Here is a 16831-nt window from a genome sequence, read left to right on the forward strand (position 1 = left end):
TAGGCTGCGAATATGACGGACCAGCCGGAGACGCGCCCCAGGCCGGCGCTGTCACCATCGCGGGCCGCCGACTTCAAGCAGTGCCCGCTGCTGTACCGGTTCCGGGCCATCGACCGGTTGCCGGAGGCGCCCTCCACGGCACAGTTGCGCGGCTCGGTGGTGCATGCCGCCCTCGAGCAGCTGTACGGGCTGCCCGCGCCTGAGCGCGGCCCGGACGCCGCCTATGCGCTGCTGGACGGCGCGTGGGACCGGGTCGTGGCCGCCGAGCCGGGTCTGGCCGAGGACGTGCCTCCCGACCTGCGCACCGAGTTGCTGAGCGAAGCACGTGCCCTGCTGTCGGGGTACTACCGGTTGGAAGACCCGACGCGGTTCGACCCGCAATGTTGTGAGCAGCGGGTGGAGGTGGAACTCGCCGACGGGACGCTGCTGCGTGGCTACATCGACCGGATCGACGTCGCGGTCACCGGCGAACTGCGCGTGGTGGACTACAAAACCGGCAAGGCGCCGCCGGCCGCGCGGGCTGGGTTCGATTCCAGGGCTGAGTTCAAGGCGATGTTCCAGATGAAGTTCTACGCGGTGGCGCTACTGCGTTCCCGCGACGTGCTTCCCGCCCGGCTGCGACTCATTTATCTGGCCGACGGCCAGATGCTCGACTATGCGCCGGACCATGACGAGCTGCTGCGGTTCGAGAAGACGCTGAAGGCGATCTGGCGCGCGATTGAAACCGCCGGCCAGACCGGTGATTTCCGCCCCAGCCCGTCGCGGATGTGCGACTGGTGCCCGCACCAGGCGCACTGCCCCGCTTTCGGCGGGACTCCCCCGCCCTACCCGGGCTGGCCTCAGTACGCGCGCCAGCCCATTCCGCGGCCGACCGAGCCGGCGGCCTGAGCCGGGGTTTCCGCTCAGGAAGACCCGTTCGAGCGCTCGGCCTGTCGCTTCTTCTTCTCGGCGTCCGCCAGGTCCTCGACTCGATTCGCCTGGCTGCGCTTGGCGGCGGCCTCGCTGCGCTTTTCGCTCGCGTCCGCCAGCTTGTTTTCGGCTGCCCGCGAGGCGACCTTCTCCACGGCTTTAGTTCGCTCCGCCACCCGATCCCTGGCCGACTCCGCGGCCTGCTTGCGGTTGTCGGCGACCGATTCAACGCGCTTCTTGGCCGACTCACTGCGTTGACGAGCCGACTGCGTTGCTTCGCGCTTGCGCTCCTCGGCGGCGCTGCGGGCCTCGTCGATCTGCTGCGCGGTAGCGGCGCGCGCTTCTTTCTGATCCTCGACCGCTTGCTGGCGGGCTTCGTCGAGTTTGGCGTCCGCCTGCTGCTTGCGAGTGGTTGCCCGCGCGTCGAGGGCCGCGGCCCGCCCCAGCGTGTCGGTGCGCTCCACGAGCGCGGCGCCGCGCCGGACCAGTTCCGGGTCGCGCAGCGCGTTGCCGACGGTGCTGTCGAGCATCCCCAGCGCGCGCTCATAGAAGAGGCGCGCGGGCGCCTCACTTCGGATCCGATTGACGAACCGGTCCTCGACGAATTGCAGCGGATAGCGCGCGAGCTGGTACTGGAACCGCAGTACCGCGAACGGCACGTTTGAAATCGTCATGGTTTCATCCACTCCTAGACGTTGTCTGAGACGTTCTCGGCATGGCGCCTGAGGCGTTCCGCCTCGGACTGGTCGTTGGCCGCCACCTGCACGTCGCTGCGATGCTCGGCGGCCGCGTCGACGACGTCTTCGGCTGCGTCCCGGATCTCTTCGCGCTCTTCGGCTTTCGCGTGCTGGGCTGCGCGCTGGGCATCCACTTCCGCCTGCGTCTGCTGGGTGGCGGCAGACTGCCGGGCAGCCTGATCGGCGGCCCGCTTCTGTTCGGCCTCTTGCGCCGCGATGGTGTTCTTGGCCGATGCGGTCTGCACATTCGCTTCGATGCGCTCCTGTGCGGCCTTGGTTTTCGCGTCGGCCTCCTGAATGCGAGCCTGTTCGGCCTCGGCGTCGGCGACCGCCGCAACGGTGTTGGCTTCCTTGCGTTCCTTTGCCTGGGTCTGCTCGAGTTGACCCTCGGCGGTCAGCGAATCGTTGTTCGTGATCGCGCCGACCACTTCTTTCGCCTTGCCTTTTACCGAGTCCACCAAGCCCTTTCGTGCTTGATTGGCCGGATTTGGTTCACTCATCGAACATCTCCTTGCGGCAACTCGCCGTTAACGTTTGCTGGTGTCACAAAGAGTGATTCCACGCGCGGGGCAGCCGAAACCTCTGGCGCGTTTCTAATTCGATTCTAATTCGATTGCCCCGCAAAGTCCTTCGTTTCCGCGAGGCGATGTCCATCAAGCGATGGAGATCAGTCCAGTGGTGACATCTCCTGCAGCACGGTGGGAATCAGCTCGCTGACTGTCGGATGAATGTGCATGGTGCGCGACAGCGTCGTGTAGGGCGCCTTGGCCGACATCACGTCCAGAACGCAGTGCACGGCCTCGTCGCCGCCCACACCGAAAATGGCGGCACCCAGGATCTCATCGGTCTCCGCGTCGACGACGACCTTCATGAACCCTTGTGTCTCACCCTTTTCGACCGCTCGCCCGACGCGGGTCATCGGCCGCTTGCCCACCAGCACCTTGCGGCCTGCGGCGCGGGCTTGCTCGACCGTCATCCCGGCCCGCCCCAGCGGCGGGTCGATGTAGAGCGCATAGGTGGTGATGCGGTCGCTGACCCGGCGCGGATCGTCATCGAGCAGGTTGGCCGCGACGATCTCGAAATCGTTATAGGAGGTGTGGGTGAAGGCGCCTTTGCCGTTGCAGTCGCCCATCGCCCAGATGTGGTCGACAGTGGTCTTGAGCTGATCGTCGACCACGACGTAGCCCCGGGCGTCGGTCTGCACACCGGCCGCGTCCAGACCCAGGTCGTCGGTGTTGGGCTGACGCCCGACCGCCAGCAACAGGTGGCTGCCCGCGACGGGATCGGCTCCGGAACCGGGCGTGAGCTCAAAACCATTGTCCACCTTGGTGACTCGCACATCGTCGGCGCCGGTGACCACGTCGATGCCCTCGTCTTCCAAGATCTCCCGGATGGTGGCCGAGACGTCTTCGTCCTCACGTGAGGCGAGCCGAGGTCCCCGCTCGACGACGGTGACGCGCGCACCGAACCGGCGGTACATCTGCGCGAACTCCAGCGCGATGTAGCTTCCGCCCACGATGACGAGATGCTCGGGCACCGTGTCGAGATCCATGATGGTCACATTGGTCAGGTAGTCGACATCCGCGAGGCCGGGGATGTTCGGTATCACCGCTCGTCCACCGACGTTGAGGAAGATCCGGTCACCGTGCAGAAGCTGGTCACCGACCCTGATGGTGTGCGGGTCCTCGAAGCGGGCGTGCCCGCGGAAGAACGTGGTGCCGTCCATGCCGTCCAACCACTTTTCGACGCCGTGGCGGTCCTTGAGCATGATGTCGTCTTTGCGGGCCTTGACTTTCGCCATGTCGACGGTGACCGGTCCGGTCCCGACGCCATACTCGGCGCCCCGACGCGCCAGGTGCGCGGCGTGCGCACTGGCCACCAGGGTCTTGGTCGGGATGCACCCATAGTTGACGCAGGTTCCGCCGACGTGTTGGCGCTCGATGACCGCTACCCGTTGCCCGGCCGCGCTCAGGCGGCCCGCAAGCGGCGGTCCGGCCTGGCCGGCCCCGACGACGATGGCGTCGAATCGGAGTGGTTCCGTCACAGTGCGGCTGCCGCGGCGACGATGGCAAACGCGCCCAGCACGGCGACGGCGTCTTCCAGCAGCGCGATCGGCAGGTCGTGACCGCCGTTCTTGGCGACCAGCGCACGGCGGGCCTGGAACCCGCCGATCGTGCCCAGTACCGCGCCGACGATGCCGGCGCCCAGCGCAGCCCATTTATGTCCCCAGGCGGTGCCGATGACCGCTGCGGCGAACCCGCCCATGATGAGGCGGACCGCGAAGACCGGCGGGGCGGTGCGCGGCGGTGTCTTGGGCAGCTTGTCGTTCACCAGTTCGGCGACCGCAAGCAGGCTCAGGATCACCACCGTCACCAGGTTTCCCACCCAGGACGCCCATGTCCCGTGCAAGTTGAGCCAGCTGAGAAAGACCGCCCAGGAGACCGCCGCGGGCGCGGTCAACGACCGCAGCCCCGCGACGACACCGATCAACAGAGCGAGAAGAAGAACGAGAACCTGCGTCACAGCGATCCCTCCTGGGACAGACGTACAGCCTGGCGACGATTACGGGAAAGCTTGCGCGCGGCCGTCCCAGCGGGACGCTAACACAGCTGCGGCCAAGGCACAGGTTCAGAAACGGCAGAACCTGATGTCGGATGCCAGGATCGCCTTGGCCCCGATGGCGGCGAGCTCGTCCATGATGCCGTTGACGCCGCGGCGCGGCACCAGCGCGCGCACGGCGACCCAGTCCGGATCGGCGAGCGGCGCGATGGTCGGCGACTCGAGTCCGGGCGTGATCGAGGTGGCCTGGTCCAGGGCCGAACGCGGGCAGTCGTAGTCGAGCATCAGGTACTGCTGGCCGAACACGACGCCCTGAACCCGCGCCACCAGTTGATCACGGGCCGCGCTGGATTGCTCCTGCGCGCGTTCGATCAACACCGCCTCCGAATCACACAGCGGCTCACCGAAGGCCACCAGGTTGTGCAGGCTCAGGGTGCGGCCCGAACCGACGACATCGGCGATGGCGTCGGCGACGCCGAGTTGCACCGAGATTTCCACCGCGCCGTCGAGTCTGATCACCGTGGCATCAATTCCGTTGGCGGCCAAATCTTTTCGCACCAAGTTGGGATAAGCGGTGGCGATCCGTTTGCCGGCCAGATCGCGCACCGTCCATTCCCGTCCGGCCGGTCCGGCATAACGGAATTTGGAGGACCCGAAGCCCAGAGCCAGCCGCTCGCGCACCGGTGCATCGGAATCCAGCGCCAGATCTCGCCCGGTGATCCCGAAGTCGAGCTCTCCGGATCCGACATAGATGGCGATGTCCTTGGGGCGAAGGAAGAAGAACTCGACGTTGTTGAGCGGGTCGATGACGGTGAGGTCTTTGGGATCGGTGCGGCGGCGGTAACCGGCCTCGGAGAGGATCTCGCTGGCCGGTTCGGACAGCGCCCCCTTGTTGGGCACCGCGATTCGTAACATGCTCACAGCTTCCGGTAGACGTCGTCGAGACACAGCCCGCGCGAGATCATGAGCACCTGCGTCCAATACAGCAGCTGGCTGATCTCCTCGGCCAGTGCGTCGTCGGGTTCGTGCTCGGCGGCCAACCAGACCTCGCCGGCCTCTTCCAGGATCTTCTTGCCCAGCGTGTGCACACCCGCGTCCAACGCGGCGACGGTATTACTGCCGGCCGGTCGGGTGCGGGCACGTTCACCGAGCTGGGCGAACAGCTCCTCGAAGGTCTTCACGACCAGCGATTGTTTCAGATGGCCGACAGCGACGTCACGGCGGTTTTGGTCCGTCTACTTCTCCCGGCGGAAGCGCCGGCTCAGTTCGGGGTCGTTCTCCCACCACAAACCCGATGCCGGGGCGCTGTCCCCCGCGGGTGCTTCGGACTTGTCCAGTTCGGCGTCGACCAGCATCGCGTGTGACTTCTCGTCACGGGACAGCGCGCGCATCAACAACAGGACGAACGGCACCCCGACCACGTCGCCAAGGACCCACAGAACCCCGGCGCCGATCGTCTGATCCAGCCGCAGATCGGGACCCCAGGTGCGGTGTAACGCCGCATAGTACGTCGGCGCGATCAGGGGTCCCTGCCATATGACCAGCCCGAGAATTCCATCGCCGATCGCCTCGCCGACGGTGATCAACAGGGATAACAGCTGGGGGTACCGACGCGGCACCGGGTCTGCCTGCAGTCGGGCATAAAAATAGCCAAAACCTATGCACACCAGAGCAATACGGGTGACTGCGGCGATCCACTCGTGTTCCAGGCCGGCGGTGTACCACGGTGTGAGGTACAACAGCCACGGTGTGCCCAGCATGGCCAGTGATGTGGTCGCCGGATGGGCGAGTATCCGAGTGAGTGGAGCGTTCAGCAGACGGTCGACACGTCGACGGCCTTCAGGGCCCAGCGCATCCTGCACAACTGTGACCGGTCTGGACAGCGCCAGGAACAACGGGACCACATAGAGCAACGTCACTACCTGCAGCGCACGTACCCAGAACAAGATCTGCGCGTAGCTGCCGATGGCACTCATCGTGCTCAACAGCCAGAGCATCGTGCCGATGGCCATACACCACAGCCGCGCCCGTTCCACCGGTCGTTCACGGTCGCGGGCGCGTCGGCAGCACCACGCGAATGCGCTGAGCACCAACACGATTGCTACCGCGGCCAGCGGGTCGGCATGCCAGGTGTGCACGAAGCTCGACACCGTCATCGGCGCCGGATCAGCGCGCATGGCCACCAGCGTAGACGCCGGCGCGCCCGGCCCCGGAGAGTCAGTCCTCCGGGTTGTACCCGAGATTGGGGGCGAGCCAGCGTTCGGCTTCCTGCATCGTCCAACCCTTGCGCTTCGCGTAATCGGCGACCTGGTCCTGGGCGATCCGGCCGACCACGAAGTACTGCGACTGCGGGTGCGAGAAGTACCAGCCGCTGACGGCGGCACCGGGCCACATCGCCATTGACTCGGTCAACTCGATGCCGGTCCGTTCCTGGACGTCCATCAACTTCCAGAGCGTCGCCTTCTCGGTGTGCTCCGGGCAGGCCGGGTAGCCGGGGGCCGGGCGGATGCCCCGGTACTTCTCGCCGATGAGTTCCTCGTTGTCCAACTGCTCGTCAGGCTGGAATCCCCAGAACTCCTTGCGAACCCGTTGGTGCATCCGTTCCGCAAAGGCCTCCGCCAGCCGGTCGGCGATCGACTCCAGCAGGATCGCGCTGTAGTCGTCGATGGCCGCCTTGAACTCCGCGATCTTCTCCTGGCTGCCGAGGCCCGAGGTGACGGCGAAGGCGCCGACGTAGTCGGCCAGGCCGGTGTCTTTCGGTGCGATGAAGTCGCCCAGCGACCGGTTCGGGATGCCCTCCCGGTGCTCACCCTGCTGGCGCAGGTTGTGCAACGTGGTCAGCACCTCGGTGCGGGTGTCGTCGGTGTAGACCTCGATGTCGTCACCGACCGCGTTCGCAGGGAAGAACCCGATCACCCCGTTGGCGGTCAGCCACTTCTCCTTGATCACGGTGTCCAGCATCTGCTGGGCATCGTCGTACAGCTTGCGGGCAGCTTCGCCCGAGGCCGGGTTGTTGAGGATGTCGGGGAAACGGCCCTTCATCTCCCAGGCGTTGAAGAACGGCTGCCAGTCGATGTACTCGCGCAACTCCGCGATGTCGTAGTCGAGAAATTCGCGTACGCCGAGGCCCTGGGCCGGGACCGGTGGGGTGTAGCCGTCCCACTCGATCGGCGTCCGGTTCGCGCGGGCCTTTTCCAGCGTCATCATCGGCCGCTCGTTCTTCTGGGCGTGACGCTCGCGCAGGGCTGCGTAGTCGGCGGCGGTGGCCTCCAGCAGGCCGGGCCGCTGCCTGTCGTCGAGCAGCGCGGCAGCGACCGGCACCGAACGGGACGCGTCCTTGACCCAGACCACCGGACCGCTGCGACGAGGCGCCACCTTCACGGCGGTGTGAGCGCGCGAGGTGGTCGCGCCGCCGATCAGCAGCGGAATCTCCAGCCCCTTGCGTTCCATCTCGACGGCGAAGTTCACCATCTCGTCCAGCGACGGGGTGATCAGGCCGGACAATCCGATGATGTCGGCGTCGTATTCTTCTGCCGCAGCCAGGATTTTCTCGGCTGGCACCATCACCCCGAGGTCGATCACCTCGTAGTTGTTGCACTGCAGCACGACCCCGACGATGTTCTTGCCGATGTCGTGGACGTCGCCCTTGACGGTCGCCATGATGATCGTCCCGTTCGTCTCCTTGGAGGACACGCCGGACTCTTCCTTCTCCGCCTCGATGAACGGCAGCAGATACGCCACGGCCTTCTTCATCACCCGGGCCGACTTCACGACCTGGGGCAGGAACATCTTGCCCGAGCCGAAGAGGTCACCGACGACGTTCATGCCGTCCATCAGCGGGCCCTCGATCACCTCGATCGGGCGACCACCGGCCGCGGCGATCTCGGCCCGCAGTTCCTCGGTGTCTTCATCGACGTGCGCGTCGATGCCTTTGACGAGGGCGTGCGTGATCCGCTCCCGGACCGGCAGGTTGCGCCACTCGGCCGCAACCGGATCTTCGGCCTTCTCTTTGCTGTTGAACCGCTCGGCGATCTCCAGGAGCCGTTCGGCCGCGTCCTCGCGGCGGTTGAGCACGACGTCCTCGATGCGGTCCCGCAGTTCGACGTCGATGGAGTCGTAGGGGACCAACGCACCGGCGTTGACGATGCCCATGTCCAGGCCGGCCTTGATGGCGTGGAACAGGAAGACCGCGTGGATCGCCTCGCGGACCGGGTTGTTGCCGCGGAAGGAGAAGGACACGTTCGAGATACCGCCGGAGATGTGCACCCCCGGCAGGTTCTCCTTGATCCAGGCGCAGGCCTCGATGAAGTCGATCCCGTACGTCGCGTGCTCCTCGATACCGGTCGCCAGCGCGAAGCAGTTCGGGTCGAAGATGATGTCCTCGGCCGGGAAGCCGACCTCCTCGGTCAGGATCCGGTAGGCGCGCCCGCAGATCTCCTTGCGACGCTCCAGGTTGTCGGCCTGCCCCTGTTCGTCGAAGGCCATCACGACGACGGCGGCACCGTACTTGCGGCACAGCCGTGCCTCGCGGACGAACTTCTCCTCGCCCTCCTTCATGGAGATGGAGTTGACGATCGGCTTGCCCTGCACGTTCTTCAGGCCCGCTTCGATGACCTCCCACTTGGAGGAGTCGATCATCACCGGGACGCGGCTGATGTCGGGCTCGGCCGCGATCAGCTTGGTGAAGCGGTCCATCGCGGCGACGCCGTCGATCATGCCTTCGTCCATGTTGATGTCGATGACCTGCGCACCGACCTCGACCTGCTGCAGCGCAACCGACAGCGCGGTGTCGTAGTCCTCGGCCTTGATCAGGTTGCGGAACCGGGCGGAACCGGTGATGTTGGTGCGCTCACCAATGTTCACGAACAGGGACTCGTCGGTGATGTTGAGCGGTTCCAGACCCGACAGGCGAGTGGCCACCTCGATGTCCGGCAGCTCGCGCGGAGTCTTGCCCTCGACGACCTTCGCGATCTCGGCGATGTGCGGCGGCGCCGTTCCGCAGCAACCGCCGACCAGGTTGACCAGGCCGGCATCGGCGAACTCGGCGATATAGGAGGCCTGGCGCTCCGGGGACTCGTCGTACTCACCGAAGGCGTTGGGCAGGCCGGCATTCGGATAGCAGGACACGTAGGTGTCGGCGATGCGGGCCACCTCGGCGATATAGGGCCTCATCTCGGGCGCGCCCAGCGCGCAGTTGAGACCCACCGCGAGCGGCTTCGCGTGCCTGATCGCGTTCCAGAATGCTTCGGTGACCTGACCGGACAACGTCCGCCCGGACGCGTCGGTGATGGTGCCCGAGATGATCACCGGCCAGCGGCGTCCGCGGTCCTCGAACAACGTCTCGACGGCGAACACGGCGGCCTTCGCGTTCAGCGAGTCGAAAATCGTCTCGATGATGATGATGTCGGCGCCACCGTCGACCAGGCCGTTGGCGGCTTCGAGGTAGGCGGCGACCAGTTGGTCGTAGGAGACGTTGCGGGCCCCGGGGTCGTTGACGTCCGGCGAGATCGACGCTGTCCGCGTCGTCGGACCGAGGGCACCGGCCACGTAGCGCGGCTTCTCCGGAGTGCTGAACTCGTCGGCGGCCTTGCGGGCCAGCGCGGCGCCGGCGTAGTTCAGCTCATAGGCCAGCTCCTGCATTTCGTAGTCGGCGAGTGAGACAGCGTTCGCGTTGAAGGTGTTGGTCTCCAGGATGTCGGCGCCAGCCTCGAGGTACTCGCGGTGGATTCCCTCGATGATGTGCGGCTGCGTCAGGCTGAGCAGGTCGTTGTTGCCCACCAGGTCGCTCGGCCAGTCCTTGAACCGCTCGCCGCGGTAACCGGCCTCGTCGGGCCGGTCCCGCTGGATCGCGGTGCCCATCGCGCCGTCGATCACCATGATCCGCTGGCTCAGCGCGGCCGTCAGTTCATCGGTGCAGTCGGGGCGGATGTTCGGCACGAAGGTGTCGGTGTCAGAGGCGCTCACATACGTTCCTTCCATAGCGGAAGGCGTCCTTAACTCTGCCGAGCGTGGCGGCCACCGGGTTGAACCGGACAACCGTTGCAACGCCTCTCGACCAGAAAAGTCTACGTCGTCACCCGACGTCTGGACGCCCAGATCGACTCGACCCGCTCGCCGAACGCGGCGTCCTCGGGCGCCAGCCAGCGAATCTTGTCGGCAATCTCGTAGTTACCACGGTAAACGAGATTTCAACCGAACCTATTTCACGTCCTTGGAGCACGTGGCGACATTGCCGCCACGGTCGCCCGGTGGGCGAAAGCACGACCGCTGCGGCCATGTCGACGATGTGACGGTTCCGGCACGGCCACGCCCGCATTGGTGCCGCTTCATCACGCCGTAGGCTTACTGGGTGACTTTGCCGGATCGCGGGCCGGGTGACGACGACATGCCCCAACTGCAGAACACCGTCGTGGTGGCGGCTTTCGAGGGCTGGAACGACGCCGGCGACGCGGCCAGTGACGCGGTGACCCACCTGGCGGCGATCTGGGATGCGCTGCCGATTGTCGAGATCGACGACGAGGCCTATTACGACTACCAGGTCAATCGCCCGGTGATCCGCCAGGTCGACGGCGTGACCCGCGAGCTGGAGTGGCCGGCGATGCGGATCTCGCACTGCCGACCGCCGGACAGCGACCGCGACGTGGTGTTGATGCACGGGGTCGAGCCGAACATGCGCTGGCGCACCTTCTGCGACGAGCTGCTGGCCGTCATCGACAAGCTCAACGTCGACACCGTCGTCATTCTCGGGGCGCTGCTGGCCGACACGCCGCACACCCGGCCGGTGCCGGTCTCGGGCGCGGCCTACTCGTCCGACTCGGCGCGCCTGTTCGGGCTGGAAGAGACGCGGTACGAGGGGCCGACGGGCATTGCCGGGGTGTTCCAGTACGCGTGTGTGGCCGCCGGAATTCCGGCGGTGACGTTCTGGGCCGCGGTGCCGCACTACGTCTCGCACCCGCCCAACCCGAAGGCGACGGTGGCGCTGTTGCGGCGGGTCGAGGAAGTGCTCGATGTTGAGGTGCCCCTCGGCGACCTGCCGGCCCAGGCCGAGGCGTGGGAGCAGGAGATCACAGAGATGGCCGCCGACGACGAGGAGCTGGCCGAGTACGTGCAGTCTCTGGAGCAGCACGGCGACGCCGCGGTGGACGTCAACGAGGCGCTGGGCAAGATCGACGGCGACGCGCTGGCCGCTGAGTTCGAGCGGTACCTGCGGCGCCGCCGGCCGGGCTTCGGGCTTTAAGCCTGGGCGCGGCCTCTAGCCCTTGGCGGCCTTGGCCTGCCGGACCCCGCGGGCGAGCGCCCGCGTTTTGCCAACAACACGCCGTGGTGGGCGACATTGTGCGGGCGCTCACTCAGGGGCCCCGAGTGAGCGCCCGCGTTTTGCCAACGACACGCCGTTGTGGCGGCATTTTGCGGTCGCTCGCTCAGGGCCCCGAGTGAACGCCCGCGTTTTGCCAACGACACGCCGTTGTGGGCGGCATTTTGCGGGCGCTCGCGGCGGGGCCCCCCGAGTGAGCGCCCGCATTTTGCCAACGACACGCCGTCGCGGGCGGCATTTTGCGGTCGCTCGCGGCGGGGGTCGAGCAGTCGGCGGCGCTCGGAGCGGTCGGCGGCTCGGAGCGGTCGGCGGCGCTCGGAGCGGTCGGCGGCGCTCGCCGGCCGCTGATATGTAGGGCCCTTTGTCAAGGGGGCAGGGTGAAGCGGCGGCCACAACCGTCGTCATGGCCGCCGCTTCGTTAGCCAGGTGAGCGCTGAGGTATCGAGCGTGTCGTATCGACGCGTGTCAGTCTGATATGCGCGGGTTGGTTACCGCAGGACGGAACTTTCGAGTCGGAGTTTGGCCAGCGTGTCTAACGTCGAGCGTGATCTGTGGTGTGACAACAAGACTGCTCATAGTGGCGGCGCGGGTAACTCCAAGACGCTTGCCGACATCGTCGTTGCTCATCTGGGCAATATGGGGGTGGTCAGTCCGGAAGGACCGCCATAGACCAGCACCAGCCGGCCAGTTCACGGGCGACAGCGACGTTGGCGATCACCGAGCCTTTCTTACGTTCGTCGAACCTCAGCCAGCGGTCGTGTAAGCGCCGATTAGCGGCTTGGCCACGAGCCACAGCCGCGGCTGGCGCCAACTCCCATCGACGACGCAGAGTTTCGCTGAGCCGATACGGGGTGCGGTGATGCCAGGCCGCCTCTACCAGCAGTCGCCGAGCATGGCCGTTGCCGGTCTTGGTTACCCCACCTTGGGCACGTGTTGCTCCCGAGGAATACTCCGAGGGCACCAGCCCCAGATACGCCCCGATGCTGCGGCCGGTCAGACGATTCCAGTCACCAATCTCGACAGCCAACCCGAATCCGGTCAACGTTGCGATCCCGCGGATACAACCCAGCCGACGTGCGACCGCGGTGAACTCACTGTCGCTCGCCATCGCCGCGATCGCCTCGTCAAGACGGTTACGACGGTCCACGCAGGACAGCATCGCCTCGAACGCGGTGTCATAGCTCAGCTGCAGCGCCGGGTTGTCGAACCGCTGGGCACGCAACCACCGCTCATGCTCGCGGATCCAGGTCTTTCCGCCGGAATAGACAATGCCCTGGCGCAGCAAGAGTTTCGACAACCGGTGCCGTGCAGTCATCAGATCCCCGCGGCAGTCCTCGCGGGCCCGCACCAGATCACGCGCCGCTTCCTGCTCCACACTAGGAATCGTCACTTCGGTGATCTGACCCAGATGCAGCAACCGAGCCAGATGCGCCGCATCACAGGCATCGGTCTTGACCCGATCGCCAGCCGGGCGGATCAACTTCGATGGCGCGGCCACCACACAGGCGATGCCCGCCGCATCCACCGCCCGAGCCAACCCGAATCCCGTCGGGCCCGCCTCATACGTCACCGCAACAGGACCCGGCAGATCACCCAACCACGCGAGGATCTCACCGCGATCTAGGGTCAACCTGCGCTCGAAAACCTCACCGGTATCACCGTCCAAAGCACACGCCACCACCGATCGCGCGTGCACATCCAGACCAACACTCGTACGCTGAACCTTCACTGGGGCCTCCCACATCTGTGGCTCTACCGCCAGGACCCATTTCCTGTCGGCAACCCACGTTCACATGTGAGTGGGGCCCCAGCCCCCATACCGTCTAACCCGGGGATGCCTCGCGGTCTGCGTCGGACTCCGAGCCGGTACGCAACATGGCGACCACCGGCGACGGCGGGCCCACCATCGCCGCGGTGATGCGCCGGTTGACCGATCGAAGCCATGCCAGCCGCAACATGGTGCGGCGTTTCCACAACTCGAAGGGCGACGACGGCAGGAATCGGTTGGCCGCGTCGCGGCCCGCCCGCTGCTTCTCCTCCACCTCCGGTCGCCATAGCTGCTCATAGAAGTCCAGCGCCCGCTCTATCGACGAGGTCCGGCGCAGCTGCTCGGCAAGGACGTACGCGGCACCGACGGCCAGGGAGGCGCCCTGGCCCGCCAACAGCGACACCGCCGAGCAGGCGTCACCGATCAGCACCACCCGGTTCTTGTGCCAGCGCGGCATGACGACCTGGGCAACCTCGTCGTAGTAGATCTCCGGTGTGGGTGGGCAGAGTTGCAGCGCCTCGGGCACCAGCCAGCCCATGTCCGCGTAGGCGGCACGTATCGCCGCCCGGGTGTCCTCCGGGAGTTGCCGATCCGGCGCGCGGTGCACGGCGAAGACGGCAACCTTCCCGTCGCGCAAACCGTAGAAGCCGATCTGGCGGTCGATGGTGTCGGTCAGGGCGACGTCGTCGCCGGCCGCCTCGCGGATGGCCGGAGCGTGGAAAATGAAGGCGGCGGTGTGGAATCCGAGGTAGCGGAGGTACTGCGCTTCGTCGCCGAACACCAGGGCGCGCACGGTCGAGTGGATTCCATCGGCGCCGACCAGCAAATCGGCCTGCAGCGTTTCCCCGCCGTCCAGCGTGACCGTGACACCGTCGCCGTGGTCATCGACACCGGTGACCGCGGCTCCGTATCGCAGTTCGACGTTGTCGGGCAGGTTGTCGCGCAGCACCTTTTCCAGGTCGGGGCGCAGCACGCTGACCAGGCGGCCGCGCAGAGCCCGGTCGATCTTGACGTAGGACAAGGTGGCGCGGCGGCGGCCCTGCTCGTCGACCAGGCGGGCTTCGTCGAAGTTGTAACCGGCGTCGCGGATGGCCGGCAACACGCCGATCGCCTCGGCCGCGTCATAGCCGGCGCCGAAGAAGTCGATCAGGTAGCCATGGGCGCGGGGACCGGAGGCCCGTTCGAGCAGCACCACCTCGGCGCCGAGCGAGGACATGCGCTCCGCGGTGGCCAACCCGGCGATGCCCGCGCCGCAAACGACGACTTTCACGCCGGCGGCTACTTCTCCAGCTCTTGGGTGTATGCGCTGGTGGAGCGGCCGAGCGCGAGAACCTGGGCGTCCATCTTCGGCATGATCTCGGCCGCCGTCTTGAGGATCGCGGACTCCCCGATGCGGGTCGAGAGCACCGGCTTGAGCCAGCGCATCGCCGCCACCCAATTCGGGCAGTACACCCGGGTCTTGCGGCCCTCGATCCCCTTGACGAACGCCGCGGCGCACTTGTTGACCGAGGTGGTCCTGTTCAGTGGCGGCGGCAGCTTGGACAACAACTCGTCGAATGCCGGCAGATCGCCCTTGGTGTCGCGCACCAGCGCGGTGTCGATCCAGGACATGTGCGCAGACCCGACGCTGACGCCCAGATGCGCCACCTCCAGCCGCAGCGCGTGGGCCAGATGTTCGACGCCGGCCTTGGACATGTCGTAGGGCACCATCCCCGGCGCGGCCGCGTAGGCCGCCAGCGACGACACGATCAGCACGTAGCCGCGACGGTCGATGACCGAGGGCAGCGTCGCGCGCACGGTGTAGAAGACACCCATCAGGTTGACGTCGATCACCCGCTTGACCGCCTCGGGATCGACGGTGAGCACGGAGCCGTAGCTGGCGATGCCGGCGTTGGCGACCACCACGTCGATGCCGCCGAATTTCTGCACGGCCTGCTCGGCCGCTGCCTGCATGGCCTTGAGGTCGCGCACGTCGGCGACCGCGGTCAGCACCCGGCCGTCTCCGCCGAGTTCGGCCGCGATCGATTTGAGCTCGGCTTCACCCAGGTCGGTCAAGACGAGCTTGGCGCCCTTGTTATGCAGCCTGCGGGCGACCTCGGCGCCGATACCGCGCCCGGCGCCGGTGATGAAAACGACCTTGTCCTGCACCGATGTCATGGCGCAAAAGGTACCACCGCAGGCTTACAGGCCCACTCCCAGCAGTGCGTCAACCGCGGTGGCCACCAAGGCGGGCGCCGCCTGGTCGTGACCACCGTATTCCAACGCGTCTATCGACCAACCGTCCAGTGCCGCAATCGCTTTCGGCGTATCGAGGTCGTCGGCCAGATAGCGGCGGACCCGGGCCAGGACGTCCGCGGCATCGGGCGCGGCAGGCAGCGAGGTCGCGCTACGCCAGCGGTGTAGGCGGGTGTGCGCCTCGTCGAGCACCTGCCGGCTCCAGGAGCGGTCGGCGCGGTAGTGCCCGGCGAGCAGGCCCAGCCGCACCGCCGACGGGTCGACGCCCTCGGCGCGCAGCTGCGATACCAGCACCAGGTTGCCCCGGCTCTTGGACATCTTGTGCCCGTCCCAGCCGATCATCCCGGCGTGCACGTAGTGCCGGGCGAATCTGCGTTCGCCACTGACACATTCGGCGTGCGCGGCGGTGAACTCGTGATGCGGGAAGATCAGGTCGCTGCCGCCGCCCTGGATGTCGAGTTCGCTGCCGATCCGGCTGAGCGCGATGGCGGCGCATTCGACGTGCCAGCCGGGGCGGCCCGGTCCGAAAGGGGACGGCCAACTGGGCTCGCCGGGCCGGTTGACGCGCCACAGCAGCGCGTCGAGCCCGTCGGTCTTGCCGGGCCGGTGTGGATCACCGCCACGCTGTTCGAACAGGTCCAGCATGGTTTCGCGGTCGTAGCCGGATTCGTAGCCGAACTGCAGGGTGGCGTCGGCCCGGTAATAGACGTCCTGGTATTCGCCGTCGACGACGTACGCCGCCCCGGAGGCGACCATCTTCTCGACGAGCTCGACCACTTCCGGGATCGCCTCGGTGGCCCCGACGTACTCCTGCGGCGGCAGCACCCGCAGGGCCGTCATGTCCTCACGGAACAGCGCGACTTCCCGGTCGGCCAGCTCGCGCCAGTCGACTCCGTCGCGGTCGGCGCGCTCGAACAGCGGGTCGTCGACGTCGGTGACGTTCTGCACGTAGTGCACCTGATGGCCGAGGTCCAGCCACACGCGGTGGATGAGGTCGAAGGTCAGGTAGGTGGCGGCGTGGCCGAGATGCGTGGCGTCATAGGGCGTGATGCCGCAGACGTACATGGTGGCCTTGTCACCGGGGGTGACGGGACGGATCTGCCGGTCAGCGGTGTCGTACAGCCGCAATTCGGGGCCGCGTCCGGGCAACGCCGGGACCGGCGGAGAAGACCACGACCGCATGCGTCGACTTTAGGCCCGGTGACGATGCGCCCCGCGCAGCGGGGCGCAGTGGGGGTCCCCCCAGCCGCGAAGCGGCGAGGGGGCGAGCCGGGCAATCGATTTAGGCCCGGTGACGATGCGCCCCGC

The 16831-nt window shown here is 66.8% G+C and carries 15 protein-coding genes; 3 read left to right on the plus strand and 12 right to left on the minus strand.

Annotation, left to right across the window (positions count from 1 at the left end):
* Nucleotides 1-12 precede the first annotated feature (12 nt).
* The gene (locus C0J29_RS17600; RefSeq protein ID WP_120793098.1) at nucleotides 13-888 is read left to right on the plus strand and encodes a RecB family exonuclease; all 876 of its coding nucleotides are present in this window, start codon (nucleotides 13-15) and stop codon (nucleotides 886-888) included.
* Between the two features lie 14 nt (nucleotides 889-902).
* Here the strand turns inward: C0J29_RS17600 and C0J29_RS17605 are convergent, their stop codons facing one another.
* The 8 genes from C0J29_RS17605 to metH all read right to left on the minus strand — a co-directional run bounded on the left by C0J29_RS17605 (nucleotide 903) and on the right by metH (nucleotide 10184).
* Nucleotides 903-1595, minus strand: a complete 693-nt coding sequence (locus tag C0J29_RS17605) for an IF2 family translation initiation factor (protein WP_242460463.1) — start codon at nucleotides 1593-1595, stop codon at nucleotides 903-905.
* Between the two features lie 2 nt (nucleotides 1596-1597).
* Nucleotides 1598-2146, minus strand: a complete 549-nt coding sequence (locus tag C0J29_RS17610) for a CsbD family protein (RefSeq protein WP_120793099.1) — start codon at nucleotides 2144-2146, stop codon at nucleotides 1598-1600.
* A 167-nt stretch (nucleotides 2147-2313) separates the two neighbouring features.
* Nucleotides 2314-3690, minus strand: a complete 1377-nt coding sequence (locus C0J29_RS17615) for an FAD-containing oxidoreductase (RefSeq protein ID WP_120793100.1) — start codon at nucleotides 3688-3690, stop codon at nucleotides 2314-2316.
* On the minus strand, nucleotides 3687-4169 hold the full coding sequence (locus C0J29_RS17620; protein ID WP_055579740.1) for a hypothetical protein: 483 nt from the start codon (nucleotides 4167-4169) through the stop codon (nucleotides 3687-3689). Before C0J29_RS17620 ends, C0J29_RS17615 begins: the two co-directional genes overlap by 4 nt.
* Before the next feature lie 105 nt (nucleotides 4170-4274).
* Nucleotides 4275-5120, minus strand: coding sequence for an ATP phosphoribosyltransferase (hisG, locus tag C0J29_RS17625; protein WP_120793101.1), 846 nt, complete (start codon nucleotides 5118-5120; stop codon nucleotides 4275-4277).
* A gap of 2 nt (nucleotides 5121-5122) precedes the next feature.
* Entirely contained in the window at nucleotides 5123-5404 is a 282-nt protein-coding gene (locus C0J29_RS17630) for a phosphoribosyl-ATP diphosphatase (protein ID WP_120793102.1), read from the minus strand.
* A gap of 36 nt (nucleotides 5405-5440) precedes the next feature.
* On the minus strand, nucleotides 5441-6382 hold the full coding sequence (locus C0J29_RS17635) for a cytochrome c oxidase assembly protein (RefSeq protein WP_120794800.1): 942 nt from the start codon (nucleotides 6380-6382) through the stop codon (nucleotides 5441-5443).
* Between the two features lie 40 nt (nucleotides 6383-6422).
* Nucleotides 6423-10184 carry a methionine synthase gene (gene metH / locus C0J29_RS17640; protein WP_120793103.1) on the minus strand — a complete coding sequence of 1254 codons (3762 nt, stop codon included), beginning with the start codon at nucleotides 10182-10184 and terminating at the stop codon, nucleotides 6423-6425.
* A gap of 406 nt (nucleotides 10185-10590) precedes the next feature.
* On the opposite strand from metH, the gene C0J29_RS17645 reads away from it, so the two are divergent.
* Both C0J29_RS17645 and C0J29_RS33375 read left to right on the plus strand, forming a co-directional pair.
* Nucleotides 10591-11442, plus strand: a complete 852-nt coding sequence (locus tag C0J29_RS17645) for a PAC2 family protein (protein WP_065049926.1) — start codon at nucleotides 10591-10593, stop codon at nucleotides 11440-11442.
* A gap of 606 nt (nucleotides 11443-12048) precedes the next feature.
* On the plus strand, nucleotides 12049-12189 hold the full coding sequence (locus C0J29_RS33375) for a hypothetical protein (RefSeq protein WP_162951401.1): 141 nt from the start codon (nucleotides 12049-12051) through the stop codon (nucleotides 12187-12189).
* On the opposite strand, the gene C0J29_RS17650 is transcribed toward C0J29_RS33375, so the two are convergent.
* From C0J29_RS17650 to mshC, 4 genes are all read right to left on the minus strand, one after another.
* Complete coding sequence (locus C0J29_RS17650; RefSeq protein WP_425272096.1) at nucleotides 12167-13249, minus strand: IS110 family RNA-guided transposase; 1083 nt, start codon at nucleotides 13247-13249, stop codon at nucleotides 12167-12169. The two genes, C0J29_RS33375 and C0J29_RS17650, sit on opposite strands and share 23 nt — an antisense overlap.
* Nucleotides 13250-13343: 94 nt before the next feature.
* Complete coding sequence (locus C0J29_RS17655; protein WP_120793105.1) at nucleotides 13344-14558, minus strand: FAD-dependent monooxygenase; 1215 nt, start codon at nucleotides 14556-14558, stop codon at nucleotides 13344-13346.
* 8 nt (nucleotides 14559-14566) lie between these two features.
* Complete coding sequence (locus C0J29_RS17660; RefSeq protein WP_065048543.1) at nucleotides 14567-15445, minus strand: SDR family oxidoreductase; 879 nt, start codon at nucleotides 15443-15445, stop codon at nucleotides 14567-14569.
* Between the two features lie 24 nt (nucleotides 15446-15469).
* The gene (mshC, locus tag C0J29_RS17665; protein WP_120793106.1) at nucleotides 15470-16705 is read right to left on the minus strand and encodes a cysteine--1-D-myo-inosityl 2-amino-2-deoxy-alpha-D-glucopyranoside ligase; all 1236 of its coding nucleotides are present in this window, start codon (nucleotides 16703-16705) and stop codon (nucleotides 15470-15472) included.
* Nucleotides 16706-16831 lie beyond the last annotated feature (126 nt).

The organism is Mycobacterium paragordonae (assembly GCF_003614435.1).
GTDB classification, from domain to species: Bacteria; Actinomycetota; Actinomycetes; order Mycobacteriales; family Mycobacteriaceae; genus Mycobacterium; species Mycobacterium paragordonae.

Coding starts and splice junctions, on each gene's coding strand:
- C0J29_RS17600 (WP_120793098.1), top strand. CDS start 13: ATGACGGACCAGCCGGAGACGCGCCCCAGGCCGGCGCTGTCACCATCG.
- C0J29_RS17610 (WP_120793099.1), bottom strand. CDS start 2,146: ATGAGTGAACCAAATCCGGCCAATCAAGCACGAAAGGGCTTGGTGGAC.
- hisG (WP_120793101.1), bottom strand. CDS start 5,120: ATGTTACGAATCGCGGTGCCCAACAAGGGGGCGCTGTCCGAACCGGCC.
- C0J29_RS17635 (WP_120794800.1), bottom strand. CDS start 6,382: ATGCGCGCTGATCCGGCGCCGATGACGGTGTCGAGCTTCGTGCACACC.
- metH (WP_120793103.1), bottom strand. CDS start 10,184: ATGGAAGGAACGTATGTGAGCGCCTCTGACACCGACACCTTCGTGCCG.
- C0J29_RS17645 (WP_065049926.1), top strand. CDS start 10,591: ATGCCCCAACTGCAGAACACCGTCGTGGTGGCGGCTTTCGAGGGCTGG.
- C0J29_RS17660 (WP_065048543.1), bottom strand. CDS start 15,445: ATGACATCGGTGCAGGACAAGGTCGTTTTCATCACCGGCGCCGGGCGC.
- mshC (WP_120793106.1), bottom strand. CDS start 16,705: ATGCGGTCGTGGTCTTCTCCGCCGGTCCCGGCGTTGCCCGGACGCGGC.